This is a genomic window from Phytohabitans houttuyneae (assembly GCF_011764425.1).
Classification (GTDB): domain Bacteria; phylum Actinomycetota; class Actinomycetes; order Mycobacteriales; family Micromonosporaceae; genus Phytohabitans; species Phytohabitans houttuyneae.
Genome location: NZ_BLPF01000004.1, coordinates 436592 through 452709, shown reverse-complemented (window position 1 = coordinate 452709; position 16118 = coordinate 436592). Strand labels below are relative to the sequence as shown.

Genomic DNA, 16118 nt, shown 5'->3' with positions numbered 1-16118 from the left:
TTTCGTCCCGCCACGTGCTGACCGCGCGGGTCCCTCAAGGCCCGCTTGGAATGCCGGCCGGGGTTGGCTGCGCGGAACGCATCTCAAGCTGGGCGCACGGATGCGCCCACGCCGTTCGAGCGCGCATTGGGCGGCGGCGGGTCGCGCGGCCGCGGGCTGCGGGGGTTTGGTTCGCGCAGTGAGTCAAGGCCGTAACCAACAGCGCGCATCGATGAGGCCTTGCGCGGCGGCTCGCGCAAAGTCGGGACCGCGACCAACGGCGGACAAGCGCGGCTCAGGTCGCGGCCGTGCTGGGGTGGCTCGCGCAGCGGGTCGAGAGCGCGACCAACCGCGAAGGGTGAGGCCGCGGGAGCAACGGTCCGGTCCACGGCGGACGTCGCGGTAGCTCCCTGTTTTCTATGTGGCTTCTATGCCTTCGACGCGGAGGATGCTCGCGATCGAGCGCACGATGTCGAGCTGCTGGAGCTCGCGGACCGTGGCCGTCAGCGCGGCGTCCGGCGCGGCGTGGGTGACGATCACGAGCACCGCCTCGTCGCCGCGGCCGGACTGGCGGACGGTGGCGATGGAGACGTCATGCTTGGCGAACACGCCCGCCACGGCGGCCAGCACGCCCGCGCGGTCGGCGACGTCGAGGCTGATGTGGTAGCGGGTGACCGCCTCGCCCATCGGGCGGATCGGCAGGTCGGCGTAGCGGGACTCGCTCGCGGCGCGGACCCCGGCGAGCCTGTTGCGGCTCACCGCGACGAGGTCGCCGAGCACCGCGCTCGCGGTCGGCGCGCCGCCGGCGCCGCGGCCGTAGAACATCAGCTGGCCGGCGGCCGCGGCCTCGACGAAGACGGCGTTGAACGCGTCGCCGACGCTCGCCAGCGGGTGGGTCCTCGGGATCATGGCCGGGTGCACGCGCACGCTGACCGAGTCGTCGATGCGGGCCGCGATGCACAGCAGCTTGATGGTGCAGCCCATCGCCTTGGCGCTGGCCATGTCGGCGGCGGTCACCTCGGTGATGCCCTCGCGGTGCACGTCGGCGGCGCCCACGCGGCTGTGGAAGGCGAGCGACGCGAGGATCGCCGCCTTGGCTGCGGCGTCGAAGCCCTCGACGTCGGCGGTGGGGTCGGCCTCCGCGTAGCCGAGCGCGGTCGCCTCCTCCAGCGCCTCGGTGAAGCTCGCGCCGGTGGAGTCCATTGAGGACAGAATGTAGTTGGTGGTGCCGTTGACGATGCCGGTGACCCGGGTGATCGTGTCGCCGTGCAGCGACTCGCGGAGCGGGCGCAGCAGCGGGATGGCACCGGCCACGGCCGCCTCGTAGTAGAGGTCGGCGCCGCCCTCGGTGGCCGCGTCGTGCAGCGTGCCACCGTCTTCGGCGAGCAGTGCCTTGTTGGCGGTCACCACGCTCCGGCCGGCCTTGAGCGCCTCGACAAGCCACGAGCGGGCCGGCTCGATGCCGCCGACCACCTCGACCACCACGTCGACGTCGTCGCGCTTGACCAGGCCGAGCGCGTCGGTCGTGAAGAGCGCCGGGTCGACGGGCAGGTCGCCGCGGTCGCGGCCGAGCCGCCGCACCGCGATGCCGGCGATCTCCACCGGCGCGCCGATCCGGGCCGTGAGGTCGGCCGCCTGCTCGTGCAGCAGCCGGACCACCTCGGAACCGACAGTCCCGCACCCCAAAAGCGCAACCCGTACAGGCTTCATCCCACATCCAATGCCAGCAGGTCGTCCTCGGTCTCCCGCCGGACGATCACGCGCGCTTGCCCGTCACGCACCGCCACCACCGGAGGCCTCGGCACGTGGTTGTAGTTGCTCGCCATGCTCCGGCAGTACGCCCCGTGCCGGGCACGGCGAGAAGATCTCCGGGCTGCACGTCGGCGGGCAGGAATTCATCCTTAACGACCACGTCACCGGACTCGCAATGTTTTCCCACCACCCGGGCGAGGATGGGCGGCGCGGCGGAGGCGCGGGAGGCGACGGTGGCCGAGTACGTGGCGCCGTAGAGCGCGGCCCGGATGTTGTCGCTCATGCCGCCGTCGACGCTCACGTACGTGCGGATGCCGTCGACGTCCTTGACGGTGCCCACCTCGTACAGCGTGAAGACGGCGGGGCCCACGATCGCCCGCCCCGGCTCGATCGACAGGCGGGGAAGCTCCAGCCGCAGCGCCTCGCACTCGTCGGCCACGATCTTGTCCAGGCGCTTGGCGAGGTCGGAGGGGGCGGCCGGGTCGTCCTGCGTCGTGTACGCGATGCCGAAGCCGCCACCCAGGTCCAGCTCGGGCAGCTCGACCCCGCGAGCGTCCCGGATCTGCGCCTGCAGGCTCAGCACGCGGCGGGCGGAGACCTCGAAGCCGCTCGTGTCGAAGATCTGCGAGCCGATGTGCGAGTGCAAACCGCGCAGGTCGAGCACGCCCTCGTCGATGATCTTCGTGGCGGCGGCGAAAGCGGCGCCGCCCGCCAGCGAGAAGCCGAACTTCTGGTCCTCGTGCGCCGTCGCGATGAACTCGTGCGTGTGCGCCTCGACACCCACCGTCACCCGCAGGAGCACGGCCGGCCGCACGTCCCTCGAGCGGGCGATCTCCGTCAGCCGCTCGATCTCGTGCAGCGAGTCGACGATGATCCGCCCCACCCCGGCCTCGACCGCGCGGGTCAGCTCGGAGACCGACTTGTTGTTGCCGTGGAAGCCGATCCGCTCGGCCGGCATCCCGGCCGACAGCGCGGTGGCCAGCTCGCCGCCGGTGCACACGTCGAGGTGCAGCCCCTCCTCGGCGATGATCCGCACCACCGCGCGGCAGAGGAACGCCTTGCCCGCGTAGTAGACGTCGCAGCCGGCGAACGCGGACACGAAGTCGCGGCAGCGGGCACGCATGTCGTTTTCGTCGAGGACGTACGCCGGCGTCCCGAACTCCTCCGCCAGCGCCCGCACGCTGACCCCACCGATGGCGAGCGCGCCGTCGGCGGCGCGCGCCACGCTGGTGGGCCACAGCTGCGGCAGGATCACATTGACGTCTTCGGGGGTACGCAGCCACGCCGGCCCCGTGCTGCCCAGCTCGCCGTGCAAGGCCCCCGCTTCGTGCGCGCGCACGAGTTACATCCTCTCCGGCGCCGAGACGCCCATCAGGTCGAGACCATTAGCGATCACGGTACGGGTGGCGTCGTTGAGCCACAGCCGTGCGCGGTGCAGATCACCGATCACCTCGTCGCCGCGGGGGAGGATGCGGCAGGCGGGCTCGTCGTAGAACCGGTGATAGGTGCCAGAGAGGTCTTCCAGGTAGCGGGCCACCCGGTGCGGCTCGCGCAGCTCGGCGGCCGCGGCCACGATCGCCGGGTAGTCGCCGAGCGCCTTGAGCAGGTCCTGCTCCTTTTCGTGCCCGAGCAGCTCGGGCCGGAAGTCGCCGGCCTCGCCGCGGGTGAGCCCCACGTCGGCGGCGTTGCGCGCGACGCTGGCGGTGCGGGCGGCCACGTACTGCACGTAGTAGACGGGGTTGTCGCGGGTGCTGCGTGTCCACAGGTCGACGTCGATGTCGATCGGCGAGTCGCTGGAGAAGCGGGCCAGCGCGTACCGCGCGGCGTCCACCCCGATCGACTCGACCAGGTCCTCGATCGTCACGACCGTGCCCGCGCGCTTGCTCATCCGCAGCGGCTCGCCGTCCTTGACCAGGTGGACCAGCTGCCCGATGAGGATCTCCAGCGTGCGCCGCGGGTCGTCGCCGAAGCAGGCCGCCATCGCCCGCATCCGACCGATGTACCCGTGGTGGTCGGCGCCGAGCAGCATGACCAGCCGGTCGTAGCCGCGCTCGCGCTTGTCCAGGTAGTACGCACAGTCGGCGGCGAAGTAGGTCCACTCCCCGTCCGACTTGCGCAGCACCCGGTCCTTGTCGTCGCCGAAGTCGGTGGTGCGCAGCCAGGTCGCGCCGTCCGCTTGGTACACGTGGCCCTGCTCGCGGAGGCGGGCCAGCGCGGTGTCGAGCGCGCCCCGCGAGTGCAGGTCCGACTCGCGGAAGAAGAGGTCGAACGGCACGCCGAACCCGGCCAGCGACGAACGGATCTCGGCCAGCATCCGCGCCACACCCTCGGCCCGGAACACGGCCTCGTCGCCGTCGGGGTGCTCCTGCTTGATCCCGTCCGCGATCTGGACGATGTACTCCCCCGCGTACCCGTCCGCGGGCGCCGGCCGCCCCTGCGCCGCGGCGTGCAGCGAGCGGGCGAAGCGGTCGATCTGTGCGCCGGCGTCGTTCACGTAGTACTCAGTGCCGACCTCCGCGCCGCTCGCGCGCAGCAGGCGGGCGAGCGCGTCGCCGAGCGCGGCCCACCGGGCGCCGCCGATGTGCACCGGGCCGGTCGGGTTGGCCGAGACGAACTCGAGGTTGATCCGCTGGCCGGCGAGGCGGTCACTGTGCCCGTACTCCCAGCCGGCCTGCACCACGACGCGGGCGAGCTCGCCGGCGGAGGCCGTGTCGAGACGGATGTTGAGGAACCCCGCGGCGGCGATTTCGACCGACTTGACCCCCGGTGTCCGGCCCAGGTGCTCGGCGAGGCCAGCCGCCAGCTCGCGCGGCTGGAACCCCACCTTCTTCGCCAACTGAAAGGCGATCGTCGATGCGTAGTCGCCATGCTCGGGGTTGCGCGGGCGCTCGACCGTGGTCGATGCTGGCAGGGCGGCAGGATCGAGCCCACGCTCGGCAAAGAGCTCGCGGGCAGCCGCGAGCACAGCCTCTGCGAGCTTGGCGGGAGTCACCGAGCAATGCTAGCGGGGGTACAGTGGGTGCCTCGGCGGCGACCCTGTGCCCGTGCTCGATCCGCCACCCCCGTGACCGACCGACCAGACGAGGCACCATGAGCGAGCGAATCATCAGGCTGCGCGCCTTTGGAGCCTCATCGTCGCCCGCAGCGAAGCGAGGACGTCGATGAGCGTTAGTACCCCGGCCGGCGACCAGCGCCGTCCGTCCGTGGTGAGCACCGGCAAGAAGGCGCCGGCTGGCTCTGGCAAGACGTCGACCGCTCCGGCGCGTAAGACGCCTGCCGGCGGCAAGGGCGGCACCCCCGCCGGCAAGGGCGGCGGCGGCAAGGGCCCCCGCAAGCCGATCACGCCGGTCAAGGTCAGCCAGGGCCGCAGCTGGGGACCGATCGCGCTCTTCGTCGCGGTCGGCGTGCTGGCGGTGGGCATTGTCGGATATGGGGCGTATGCGGCGTTCCAGGGTTCGCGTTCCTGGGAGGACCGTGCCGCCGACATCAGCGGCATCGTCAACTACCGCGAAAAGCAGCCCGAGCTCGCCGAGGGTGGCCAGCACGTGCAGGGCAAGGTGCAGTACACGGTGTCGCCCCCGGTCGGTGGCCAGCACAACAACGACTGGCAAAACTGCATGGGCGACGTGTACGACGCACCGATCGCCAGCGAGCACGCGGTGCACAGCCTGGAGCACGGCGCGGTCTGGATCACGTACCGGCCGGACCTGCCCAAGGACCAGGTCGAGCAGCTGGCCGCAAAGGTCCGCGGCAAGGAAAAGCTCCTCATGAGCCCGTACGAAGGGCTGGACAAGCCGATCTCGCTGCAGGCGTGGGGCTACCAGCTCAAGGTCGACAACGCCGGCGACGGCCGGATCGACGACTTCATCAAGGCGCTGCGGGTCAACGCCTCGGTCGAGGGCCCGACGGCGCTCTGCGCTCAGGGCATCACCGCCACGGGCACCGAGCCGCGCAACCTCCCGCAGCAGCAGCAGGGCGGCTGACCCAGTGGTGGCGACCGCCACGTCCTCCGAAGCAGCGACCTCGCCCGACGGCCCCTCGAACGGGGCCGCCGGGCGGCGCTTCGGCACGGTCGTGGTGGCGCTCGCCGTCGCGGTCGGGCTCCTGCTCGGGTACGCGGCGGGCTGGCTCACGCCCACTCTCACCCGCCCCGGCGACACCTCGGCCGAGGCGGGTTTCGCCCGCGACATGACCACCCATCACACGCAGGCCGTGCAGATGGCGCTGGTCGCGTTCAAGTACGGGCAGGACGACGCGGTCACCCAGCTCGGCGTCGACATCGCCACCGGGCAGCAGGGCGAGATCGGCATCATGCAGACGTGGCTGCGCGAGTGGCGGCTCGACCCGACGGGCTCGGAGCCCGCGATGGCCTGGATGCCAGACGGCGAAAAGCTCGTCAGCGAGGCCGGCCTGATGCCCGGCATGGCCACCAAAGACGAGATCGACAAGCTTGAGGCCGCGCGCGGCCACGAGCTGGACGTCCTCTTCCTCAACCTGATGATGAAGCACCACCTGGGCGGCATCCACATGGTCGACGCGATCCTCGACCAGTCCAGCGACGACCAGGTCACCGAGGCAGCCCAGCGCATGAAAAACACCCAGCAGGGCGAGATCGACAACATGCGGAGCATTCTCGATCGCATTCAGTAGTTTTCTGACTACTCAGCGCGACCTGACCCTTTTCGCCGTCGTTGTCCGGGCGTGGGGGTTGTTGTTGCCGCATCTTCAAGCCGTCCGCCCGTCCGCGCGGGCGTCGACCTGCTGTTCTCCCACCCGGCTGATCCCCAGCCCCCGCAGCCGAGCCCGCCGCCAGACCCGCACCCGGCGCGCCGGTAGCGTTCCGCGCTCCCGCTCTAGGTCCTGCGTCAGCGCCTGGTCGCGCTCCTGGCGCTGTTTCTGCTGGCGCTGCTGGCGCTGTTTCTACTGGCGCTTCTGGTGCCGCGTCTGGCGCTGTTACTGGTGGTACTTCTGGCGCCGGTTCTGGTGGTGCTTCTGGTGCCGCGTTGGATGCCGGGGAGCGGACGTGGCGGACGTCGCCTGGTGGGCGCGAGCTAGCCCGGCCGCGACGCCCGCTGCCGACGTCCGGCATACCCGCGACGTCGAAGGGTCCCGCTCCGACGGGGTCCCACCCGCCTGTCTCGGCGCCCTCTGCTTCCCACGCTTTGCCGTCCCCTGCGTCGCCACCCTCCGCGTCCCGGCCCCACGCCTCGCCGCTCTCTGCCTCGCCGCCCTCTGCCTCGCCTTCTGCCACGCCGCCCTCTGCCTCGCCGTCTTCTGCCTCCCGGTCCCACCCTTCGCCGCGTTCTGCCTCGCCGTCTTCTGGCTCCCGGGCCCACGCTTCGCCGGCCTCCGCCTCGCCGCCGTCTGCCTCCGGCCCCCACGCCTCGCCGTCCCCTTCCGGCGGTGTGCGTGAGCGCCGCGCCCACCCTGCCGAGGCGACCCCGCCCGCTACGTGGATGGCCGACGCACGCCGCGGCCCTCTCAGCGACGCCCGCCGCCAAGCGGCGCACTGGTGCCGCCGCCACCGTGCCGGCGGTGACGGCGCGGTAGCCACCCGCCGCCGCCACGGTCAGCTCACCCGCGCCCAGGAACTCACCCTGATCGAGGCGATGCGCGACCGCTTCCCCGACCAACTCGACCTCGCCGGTCCTCTGTGGAGCCGCCAGGCCGTGGCCGCGCTTGTCGAGCGCATCCACAACATCCGCCTCAGCCCCGCGGCCGCCGCCCGCTATCTGCGCGCCTGGGGCCTCAGCACCCGCGAACCGGTCGACCGCGCCTGCCCCCTCTGCGCCGAGTCGGTGGTCCGCTGGCAGGCGGAGGTCTACCCGGGCATCTGCCGCACCGCACAGCGGGAACGCGCCGACCTCTGCTGGGTTGGCAAGTCCCGCCTGCACGGCATAAACCCGGCCACCGAGGTGGTCTCGGCCGTCTCCACCCGCGGCTGGGTCCGCTTCATGGTCACCGCCGAGGCCGAACTCCCCCGCGCCTTCCTGACCCGCCTCCTACCCCCTTCCGGCCGCCCGGTCCACGTCGTGGTGGACGCCTCCTGGTCATGTACGGACTGGCCACGCCGCGTCCCGGACGGCGTGGTGCTGCACCCGCTACCGTGCTGCGAGCGAGCCCGCTAACGGGGCGGCGGTGTCGGTTCGGCCCGCGCGGGGGAGCCTGCTACTCTTCGTGGGTCGCTGAGCCCCCGTAGCTCAGGGGATAGAGCACCGCCCTCCGGAGGCGGGAGCGCAGGTTCGAATCCTGCCGGGGGCACCAGGTATCTGACCAGCGCAGACACCCGCTCTGAGCAGCCAAAACAGGCACTATCGATCTTGCTGTCGTGTCCGGCGCTGACCGGGCTCAGACGACCCCAGCCGGATGTCTGTGCCGAATGCGTGCCCGCGTTCCGACGCTGGACGGCGGCCGTAGGCCGCCTCGATCCGGCGGTAGTACTCCTCCTTACCGCTGTCCAGGAACTTGGCGTAGATCCGGAACAGGATCTCGACGGACTGCCCTGCCCACTCGGCGACCTGGGCGGGGGCACGCCGCCGTGGAGCCAGGTGGACACCGCCGCGTGGCGCAGGTCGTACGGCGTGCCAGCCAGCGACGAACGAGCAACCTCAGGAGTGAATACCGTCCTCCGGGCACGCTGCCAGGCCCGGACGATGGTGAGCTTGGGCAGCTCCTGGTCGTTACGCTCGCCGACGAACAGCCGGCCGTCCGGCCCGAACCCAAAGAGGTTCAGGTGCTCCCAGATCAGCGCGGTCAGCTCCGGCGGACATGGCACTGTCCGCACGGTGCCCCGTTCGCGTTGCTTGAGCTGGCGACGATCGCGGTTCTGACCGCTGTCGGTCCACTCCTTACCGGCGTACGGCTCGGCAGTCTCCAGGTGAAATTCGCCCCAGCCCTCCCGGGGCAGGGCAAGGTTTGGCTTGGCGAGACCTGCCGCCTCCTCTGGACGTAGTGCGGCGAAGTAGAGGCATCCGAAGAAGGCGACCAGGCGTGCGCCGCTGCGCGGTTGCTCCCGCACGGCCGCCAAGAGCGTACGGGCCTGCATCGGGTTGGGTACCGACCGAGGATCGAGGACAAGGTTCGGTCTGGGCGGCTTCCACTTCAGCGCCGGGATCGGGTTGGCGGTCAGTAGCCGAAGTTCGGTCGCGTACTCGACCGCAGCGTTGAGAATCTTCCGTCGCCGGCTGACAACGCTGACCGCGTATGGCTGGCCGTCGAGGCGGATGGCAAGCCCGTCGAGAACTGGCCGCAGAACCTGCGGATTGCTGAGCGCTGACACCGGCCGGGTATGCCGCTCAAGCCACCGAAGTGCCCGCCGTACCTCGGCCGGACAGTCGGACCGGTTCCGGTAGTTCGTGTTGAAGGCCCAGCGTTGTAGGGCTCGGCGTAGCACCATGTCGTCGGGCCGGCCGCGAGTGTCCTCAGTGAGCATGAGGAGAGTGACGGCGCTGAGCGCTTCCGCGTTGGTGCGACGGGTGGTGGCCGCAGCGTGCGGCCACTTCAGGTCGGCGTACCTGCACGCGAACGCGTACCAGGACAGGTCACCGGTCGCACGCTGCATCGACACCGGCAGACCGGAGGCCACAGCGAAGGCTTCACCCTTGCGGGCAGCGGATATCAGGTCCGAGCGGAAGCTGTCCGCGAGTGCGGCGCTCTTGAACGGCTTCTTATGGCGCTGCCGCGCTACCGACCAACGTACGTAGTAGGTGTTGGTCTTCTTGCCCCGGTAGACCTCGGTCTTCCAGATACGCACATCGTAGCTCGTGTCCACTTTAGACCACATCCAGGTACAGGGTGGCAAGCCACTCCTCGTAGTCGCTGCGCCGGATTCGGAGGTCGCCGTTCGGGAGCTTGAGGCACGGTGGCGCCTTCCGCTTCGTCCGCCAGTCGTAGAACGTGGAACGCGCGATGTCGAGATCGGCACACACGTCCTCGATGGTCATGTATCGGCTGTTCGTGCGCTGCCTTGGGACTCGTGACATAGACGTTCCTCCTCTCTGGTGACGGTCAGGTAGACCCGGACGTAGCCGGCGCGGTCGGCGTGCCGCGTTTGCGTGCGGCACGTGACGTCATCGCCAAGAAGTCGTCGGGCGAGGTGGGTGAGCGTGTCGAGGGATGCCTCGGCGTGCTCGGTGCTGGTCGTAACACGGGCTTGCAGAAGTGGCTTGGATGCCATGATGGTCAAGATCCTTCCTATATGGACGCTGGGGCGCCGGAACGGCGTTGGTGCCCCCGATGTAGTCGCTATGAAGTTCTCAAAGAACAGCGTCAAGGCGGGCTTGACGGCAAACCGCGTGTCACGCGGCGATGGTGGCCAGGTACTCGCATGCGGTCTGCTGGTGCTCACGGGCCATTGCGGCGGATGTGTTGGCAAGCAGCGCGTCGGCTGTCGTGTGCCATCCGGCGCCGACGAATTGGAGGAAGTTGACGACCAGGGTCGTTGGCTGCTCGGCCGGTGTGGTCTGCTCCGGTCCGCTGGTCTGCGTGCGTCGGAACGCGACGCGGGTGTTGCGGAGCAGGGCGAAGGTGATCGAGTATCGGCGGGATTTGGTCAGGAAGTGGCCGCCGAAGCCGAGCATGTGTGCCCAGCGGCGGAGCCGTCGCCACTCGCGCGGCTGGCCGAGCTGCCAGCACGCTTCGATGAGTCGTTCGGTGTGGGTGCCGTCGCCGTCTGCGTACAGGTTGACGGTGCCGTCCGTCAGCCGGGGAGCAGTGGCACCGGTGACCTCGGTGGACTTGGTGGCGTACTTCGCGAGGTACGAGGCGACCTGGGCGTCGGTGACCTCACCGCGCCCGGCGACCGTGATTACCTTGGTGAGTACCTGGTCACCCCAGCCGATCTGCCAACCGGCAGGCTGGGCAGGGTGCGGCTCGGTAGTGAAGCCGACCGTGCGGGCAACCCGGTCGATGATGGCCTTGAGGTCGTCAGCGTCGATGCCGGCAGGTGGCGGGACAACTGCGGTGGGGTCGGTGGGGTCGATGCCGTCGAGGCGGACGATGGCGTGGAAGTGCACGACTCCCCGGCGTTGCATCTCGGCCGCCTTGCCGAACGACAGCCGTACCGGCGGCACCGTGCGTACCCGGCCGTTGACGGAGACTGTGGGCACGTGCGGGATGCCGCGCGTGGCCACGAGTCGGCGGAGCTGCCGGTTGATGGCGATGGTGGTGCGGCGCCATAGCTCGCCCGCTTGGAGGTTCCAGACGACCTGGGCGTCGTGGTCATAGCAGTCCAGACACAGCGGCGAGCCCAGCCGGGCGTCGTCGTTGTCGTGACGGACGAAGCAGAGCAGCCGTGTCCCGTGTGGACAGACGGTCAGGTCGCGGCGGGCGTGGCACGGCTCGGCCCGGCAGTCGCAGTCACGGCGCCGGGCGCACGTGTGTCGCCGCACTACCCGGGTGTGCACCTGACCGAAGCTCGGGGCGGTGAAGGTGGGGAAGACGGCCGGATGCTGTGCCACGTCTTCGGGGACTCCTCGGCCGCCGACCAGGCCGGTTCGCACGACGTGGTACGCGTCGCGTTGGTACCGCTTGGAGCAGGCCGGGCAGACGGTTTCGCGGCGGTTGCCGCAGGGCTTGTAGATCACCCCATCCGGCATCCCGGCCGTGTCCACAGTGACCAGCACCCGTCCGGTGGCGGCATCGACGGTGAGGCTGGTGCCGGCAAGCCGGATCGGCCGCATGCATGCGGAGGCAGGCCGGACATGTGACAACCACGCTTCGAAGTCCGGACGGGCCGCGCGGGCGACCGCCTGCCGGCCGACGTCGGTGGACCGGGACAGCCAGTCCAGACGGAGGGCAAGGTCCGGCTCGGCGTACGGGGCCGTACCCGAAGCGGTAGCTTCGGGTACAGCGCTGAGCGTCGAGACAGTCATCGAAACCTATCCAGGCGGTTTCGAGTACCTGTGACGGAGTGGGTAGGAAGGATCGAGCTGCCGCCAGCCCAGCCGGAGCCCCGGCCAAGCGGCAGCGTCAACGGTCCGATCACGCACTGAGGTCCACGCCGGTGACAGAAGCCCGCCGGCGAGGGTGACGAAAGCCCCGCAGTCATGGTGGCGGGCGGCGTGACGATGTGGGTGTGCTGTGCAGCGTCCGGCACGGTGACAGACATGTCGGTGGCGGGACGGGCCAGACACCACACCGGCAGCGGCCCGGACCACGGCCAGGACGTCGCCGCCCAGGCGGCGGCCGGCGGCGGCGTAGCCGGGCGGGGCGGGTCGGTGGCGCCGGGCAGGGCGGTGCCCTGCCCGGTGGCGGCAGCTCGGTAGGCCATCAGGTCACCGCAGCCCAGGCTGACTCAGCCAGGCGGCACCCCGGGCGGGGAGCAGACGGTCATAGATGGCGCTGTTGCGGTAGCGGGCAGGACGGTTGGTGTGCTCGATACGGCGGATGCCGTAAACCGAGTACAGCAGCTCCTCGTAGAAGGGGCTCATCTTGGTGCCGTTCTCCCACTTCGACAACATCGTCTTCAGGGAGGCTGGCGCGGCGATGCTGACACCCTGGCGGGTGGCCAGCTCGGTCAGTCGGCGGATCACGGTGGCCTGCTTCAAACCGGCGGACAGCCGGCGACGCTTCCACACGTGCTGGACACCCGGAAACGCTTCCGGGCGGTCATCCCGTGCCGCCCACCCATGCCGGGCGGCTGGGGTGTCGGTGGCGGCCGTCATCGGGCACCGCCGACCTGGAACAGTTCCTCGGCGCTGTAGCCGGGGAACATGGCCTCAAGCACCATGCAGTGCTCGGGGTACGGCATGCCAGTGCGCAGCCCGCCGGACATCCAGCGGTGCAGTTGGCAGCGGCTAGGCCACTTGCCGACCAACCGCGGGTCGATCGTCTTGGCCGCCTTGTCGTACTCGCGGCAGAACGTGCGGTAGGTCTGCCAATGCCGGCGGATCAGCAGCCACTTCAACAACGTGGTCGACCAACCAGGCGGCATCGGCTCCCGCTCATCGCCCGCCGGCGCAGTCACCGCCGACACCGGCGTTACCGGGACAGCCGGGACACTGGTCGCACCCGTGGGCGTGGCAGCGATCGGGATGAAGGTGGCTAGCACCTCCAACACCGCTGCCCGGTCCAACACGGCCGGAACCGTGAGCGACTGACCGGGCGCGAGCGCGTCCCGGAGCGTCGCCAACGCGACCAGCAGAGCCGAAGACGAGACCTCCGACTCGGTACCCGGAAACGGGATGACGGAGACGGTCATGCCGCCACCGCCCCTCGACCCAGCTCCGCGAGGTTCCGGCGAACCGGGGCCAGGGTGGGCAGAGTCGTCAGCTGGCCGCCGTAGACCCGGTCCAGCAGACCGACGTAGTAGGTGGGCATGGGGGCGCGGTGGTTCTCCCAGAGGAAGACCAACCGGGCCAGCAGGTACACCTTTGGCAGAGTGACCCCGTCACCAGCGGCCAGGATCTTCATGTGGCCGATCAACTGGACCGGGTCCCAGCCCCGGGACAGACGGAGCCGACGCAGCTCGGTCATGCCGCCACCGCCACACTGCGGTGCACGGCCGGGCCGGTCAGCCCGACCCGGTGGGCCAGGTCGTTGGCCAGCCCGAAGCGCCGAACGCCAGTGACCAGCTTGCGACGCTGCTTGTCGTACTCCGGCAAGGCCAGCGTGCCCCGGATCATCGACCTGTTCAGCTCCAGAATCCGGGCGTCGCGTGCACGGACACTGTCGTAGCCGAACGCGGCCACACCGGCAGCGGCAGCCGCGACGATCTGCTCGACCGTCATCGACCGGCACAGCGGCAGACCGGACTGATCCAGCGCCACCGCCAACTCGCTGCAGGACAGCGACCCGGAGTTGCCCGCTCCGTCACGGACACGGGACTTGGGAGAGGTACCTTGAGACAGCATCGGCTGACTCCCTTCGCTAGGGCGGATCGATGCACGGCCTCGACGGGCTCCACCCCGTCGGGGCCACCTTCTTTCCGGGCCGACGTAGCCGGACCGTTGTACGGCAGAGTACCAACTCAGTTGGTATTCCGCCACGCACTGCCACCCATCCCCAGATAGCGGAGAGATTGATCAGAAGCGATCTTTGGTTTAGCGAATGCGCTACGACAACCATCCCGCCGGAGACGGGCAAGTGCCAGGTGTCACGGCGGTGACAGGTCGTTGTCCCTTAGCCGTCACCAGCTTGAACGCGCCATACTGGGCTCATGGGTAGAGACGCTGAGCGGGATGACGAGCGGCCCGTATGGGCTCGCCGAATCCGCAGGGAACGCATAGCGCGCGGCTGGACCCAGGCCGAAGCAGTTGAGGCTCTGCGGGCACATGCGGGCGGCCAACTGCCCGACAACGGCAGCCTCCTCCGGAACTGGAAACGGTGGGAGGCTGGCGACACGAAGCCGGACGAGTTCTACGCGCCTCTGGTCGCCAAGACCTTTGGGACCGTGACGGCGGCGTTCTTCCCTCAGCAGGGCAACCGCGACGCAGACGCGGAACTACTTGCCGCAACCGGGCTGGACACCTTGGAGATCGTGTCTCGCCTACGTGCTTCCGACGTCTCGCCCGCCACACTCGACGCTCTCCGCGTTACGGCCGAACGCCTTTGCAGTGAGTACCCCTACATGACGTCGGATCAGCTCCATGTCGAAGGACAGGCATGGCTGCGCCGGATCACAGCCCTACTCGACCGCAGGCTCACGCTCAGCCAGCACCGAGAGGTGCTCACGCTGGCCGGTACGGTCGCTCTCCTGATCGGCTGCGTCGAGTACGACATGGGCCGGCGGCCGGAGGCCGAGGCGACCAGGCAAGCCGCATTTTCGCTCGGGCAGGAAGCCGACAACGCAGACGTCATGGGCTGGGCACAAGAGATGCGAGCGTGGTACGCGCTGACGCAGGGCAACTATCACGGCGTCATTGCCGCCGCCGAGGCAGGCGAGGCGATTGCGCCTCACCACAGCGTCGCGGTCCAGCTCGCCGGCCAACGCGCGAAGGCATGGGCCCGCATTGGCGACCGCCGTCAAGTCGAGCTTGCGCTAGAGCACGGCAGGAATCTGCTCGAAGCGTTGCCCTACCCGGACAACCTCGATAACCACTTCATCGTTGATCCGTCCAAGTTCGACTTCTACGCCATGGACTGCTACCGGACAGTCGGCGAGGACAGTCGGGCCGAGGTGTACGCCAACGAAGTCATACGATCATCGACCGACTTCGACGGTACCGAGCGGAAACCCATGCGTATCGCCGAGGCGCACGTAACGCTGGGCGTGGTTGCCGCGCGATCTGGCGACCTCGACCACGCGCTAGCGCTGGGACGGCGAGCGCTGCAGGGGGACCGCAAGTCCTTGCCGTCACTGACGATGGTGGCGCGCGACCTCGCGACTACCCTTCAACGGCAGTACGCAGGCGAACCTGAGACACGCAGCTTCACAGACGAGCTGCGAACCCTCTCCGAGTAGGGCGCCCACTCAGCCGGACCCTGACCCACTAGCGCGGCCGGGCACCGGCCGACCGCCAACGCCAGGCCGTGGCCTCGAGTCGTGCCACGCGATGATCCGCGACGGACGCCACATGTGCGTCCGCCCCACCGTCAGATCCGGTGCCGGCATCTGCTCGCGCTTCCGGTAGTTCGAAACCGTGGCCACCTTGACGCCCAGGTACGCGGCGACGTCTGACGTCGTCCACCACTCCGCGCTCAGGTCCACCGGCACGCCCCAAGGATACGGTGAGAACTTTCTGTACATCTTCAAGGCGGGCCGCGAGCGGCCCGCACGCGCCAGCCGGGAATCGCGCGCCTTACGCCTTCGGCGACGGCGCGCGACCCCGGCAGCGGACGGAACCTGCGGCCGGACACGACAAAAAGCCCAGCGTCGACCGACGACGGCCGAACACTGGGCTCACAGAGCAACGACGCGGCTACGGCGGGACGGCCGGACGCGGGCATCACGGAAGGCGCCGGCGGCACGTGACGAAACGCCGCCGACGTGGTCGCGTCACATCGTGACGAAACCGCCCTGGACATGTGTCCCCGCTCGTGTGAGGTATCAGCCGGGAGCGGCGTGATGAAAGCCTGTCGACGAGCATGACGGAACCCCCGAGCTTGCGAAGGGGGACGGCACGGCCAGTCGACTCACAGGCAACGCCTCCGGCGGCCCTGCCGGGGGCGGCCTGCGGCCGGCCGAAAGAGCCGGTGCCTCCGGCGGGCGCTCCGGGAAGCCTCCCCGCCGCGCGCCGGAGGCAATCAGACCGGGTGCCGGGTGGCAAACGGTGGAGCGTGTTTGCCACCCGGCACCCGGCCCGATTGGGCGAAGCCCGCGCGACGGGAAGCCTCACCATCCCCCTTTGTCAACAACACGACGCCAAGGCGTGGCCCGGCCGCCTGACCAGCAGCAGCCGCCAGTGTTGCACCCCGAATGGGTGACCGCCCTCGCCGTCGGGGCCGGT

The 16118-nt window shown here is 69.8% G+C and carries 14 protein-coding genes, 1 tRNA gene and 1 pseudogene; 7 read left to right on the top strand and 9 right to left on the bottom strand.

The genetic code is table 11. The features are described from left to right. Positions 1 to 396 precede the first annotated feature (396 nt). The 3 genes and pseudogenes from Phou_RS44685 to argS all read right to left on the bottom strand — a co-directional run bounded on the left by Phou_RS44685 (position 397) and on the right by argS (position 4723). Positions 397 to 1689 (bottom strand): homoserine dehydrogenase, encoded by a 1293-nt coding sequence (locus Phou_RS44685; RefSeq protein ID WP_173070024.1) that lies wholly within the window; start codon positions 1687 to 1689, stop codon positions 397 to 399. Further along, positions 1686 to 3070, bottom strand: a pseudogene (gene lysA / locus Phou_RS44680) (diaminopimelate decarboxylase). Before lysA ends, Phou_RS44685 begins: the two are co-directional and overlap by 4 nt. Positions 3071 to 3073: 3 nt before the next feature. Further along, positions 3074 to 4723 carry an arginine--tRNA ligase gene (gene argS / locus Phou_RS44675; protein WP_173070021.1) on the bottom strand — a complete coding sequence of 550 codons (1650 nt, stop codon included), beginning with the start codon at positions 4721 to 4723 and terminating at the stop codon, positions 3074 to 3076. A gap of 169 nt (positions 4724 to 4892) precedes the next feature. On the opposite strand from argS, the gene Phou_RS44670 reads away from it, so the two are divergent. The 5 genes from Phou_RS44670 (at position 4893) to Phou_RS44650 (ending at position 7995) form a co-directional block, all read left to right on the top strand. Beyond that, the gene (locus Phou_RS44670) at positions 4893 to 5714 is read left to right on the top strand and encodes a thioredoxin-like domain-containing protein (RefSeq protein ID WP_173070019.1); all 822 of its coding nucleotides are present in this window, start codon (positions 4893 to 4895) and stop codon (positions 5712 to 5714) included. 4 nt (positions 5715 to 5718) lie between these two features. Further along, positions 5719 to 6381 (top strand): DUF305 domain-containing protein, encoded by a 663-nt coding sequence (locus tag Phou_RS44665; protein ID WP_173070017.1) that lies wholly within the window; start codon positions 5719 to 5721, stop codon positions 6379 to 6381. A 373-nt stretch (positions 6382 to 6754) separates the two neighbouring features. Beyond that, a complete protein-coding gene (locus Phou_RS44660; protein ID WP_173070015.1) occupies positions 6755 to 7144 on the top strand; it encodes a hypothetical protein in 390 nt (129 codons plus the stop codon). Between the two features lie 43 nt (positions 7145 to 7187). Beyond that, positions 7188 to 7859: a winged helix-turn-helix domain-containing protein gene (locus Phou_RS44655; protein WP_173070013.1), complete on the top strand. Its 672-nt coding sequence runs from the start codon at positions 7188 to 7190 to the stop codon at positions 7857 to 7859. A gap of 61 nt (positions 7860 to 7920) precedes the next feature. Beyond that, a tRNA-Arg gene (locus tag Phou_RS44650) sits at positions 7921 to 7995 on the top strand. 1508 nt (positions 7996 to 9503) lie between these two features. Here Phou_RS44650 and Phou_RS44645 read toward each other — a convergent pair. Beyond that, entirely contained in the window at positions 9504 to 9674 is a 171-nt protein-coding gene (locus Phou_RS44645) for a helix-turn-helix transcriptional regulator (protein WP_173070012.1), read from the bottom strand. Positions 9675 to 10028: 354 nt separating this feature from the next. Further along, positions 10029 to 11603, bottom strand: coding sequence for a replication initiator (locus tag Phou_RS44640; RefSeq protein WP_173070010.1), 1575 nt, complete (start codon positions 11601 to 11603; stop codon positions 10029 to 10031). Between the two features lie 225 nt (positions 11604 to 11828). On the opposite strand from Phou_RS44640, the gene Phou_RS44635 reads away from it, so the two are divergent. Next, positions 11829 to 11996, top strand: a complete 168-nt coding sequence (locus tag Phou_RS44635) for a hypothetical protein (RefSeq protein ID WP_173070008.1) — start codon at positions 11829 to 11831, stop codon at positions 11994 to 11996. A gap of 9 nt (positions 11997 to 12005) precedes the next feature. Here the strand turns inward: Phou_RS44635 and Phou_RS44630 are convergent, their stop codons facing one another. The 4 genes from Phou_RS44630 to Phou_RS44615 are packed head-to-tail and all read right to left on the bottom strand — an operon-like array spanning position 12006 to position 13499. After that, positions 12006 to 12395 (bottom strand): hypothetical protein, encoded by a 390-nt coding sequence (locus Phou_RS44630; RefSeq protein WP_173070006.1) that lies wholly within the window; start codon positions 12393 to 12395, stop codon positions 12006 to 12008. Then, positions 12392 to 12931: a hypothetical protein gene (locus Phou_RS44625; RefSeq protein WP_173070004.1), complete on the bottom strand. Its 540-nt coding sequence runs from the start codon at positions 12929 to 12931 to the stop codon at positions 12392 to 12394. Before Phou_RS44625 ends, Phou_RS44630 begins: the two co-directional genes overlap by 4 nt. Further along, the gene (locus Phou_RS44620) at positions 12928 to 13206 is read right to left on the bottom strand and encodes a hypothetical protein (protein ID WP_178135019.1); all 279 of its coding nucleotides are present in this window, start codon (positions 13204 to 13206) and stop codon (positions 12928 to 12930) included. The genes Phou_RS44625 and Phou_RS44620 overlap by 4 nt, the downstream gene beginning before the upstream one ends. Then, positions 13203 to 13499 (bottom strand): hypothetical protein, encoded by a 297-nt coding sequence (locus Phou_RS44615; protein ID WP_173070002.1) that lies wholly within the window; start codon positions 13497 to 13499, stop codon positions 13203 to 13205. The genes Phou_RS44620 and Phou_RS44615 overlap by 4 nt, the downstream gene beginning before the upstream one ends. 389 nt (positions 13500 to 13888) lie before the next feature. Between Phou_RS44615 and Phou_RS44610 the strand changes: the two genes are divergently transcribed. Beyond that, the gene (locus Phou_RS44610; protein ID WP_246274615.1) at positions 13889 to 15133 is read left to right on the top strand and encodes an NsdA family TPR-like regulatory protein; all 1245 of its coding nucleotides are present in this window, start codon (positions 13889 to 13891) and stop codon (positions 15131 to 15133) included. Positions 15134 to 16118 lie beyond the last annotated feature (985 nt).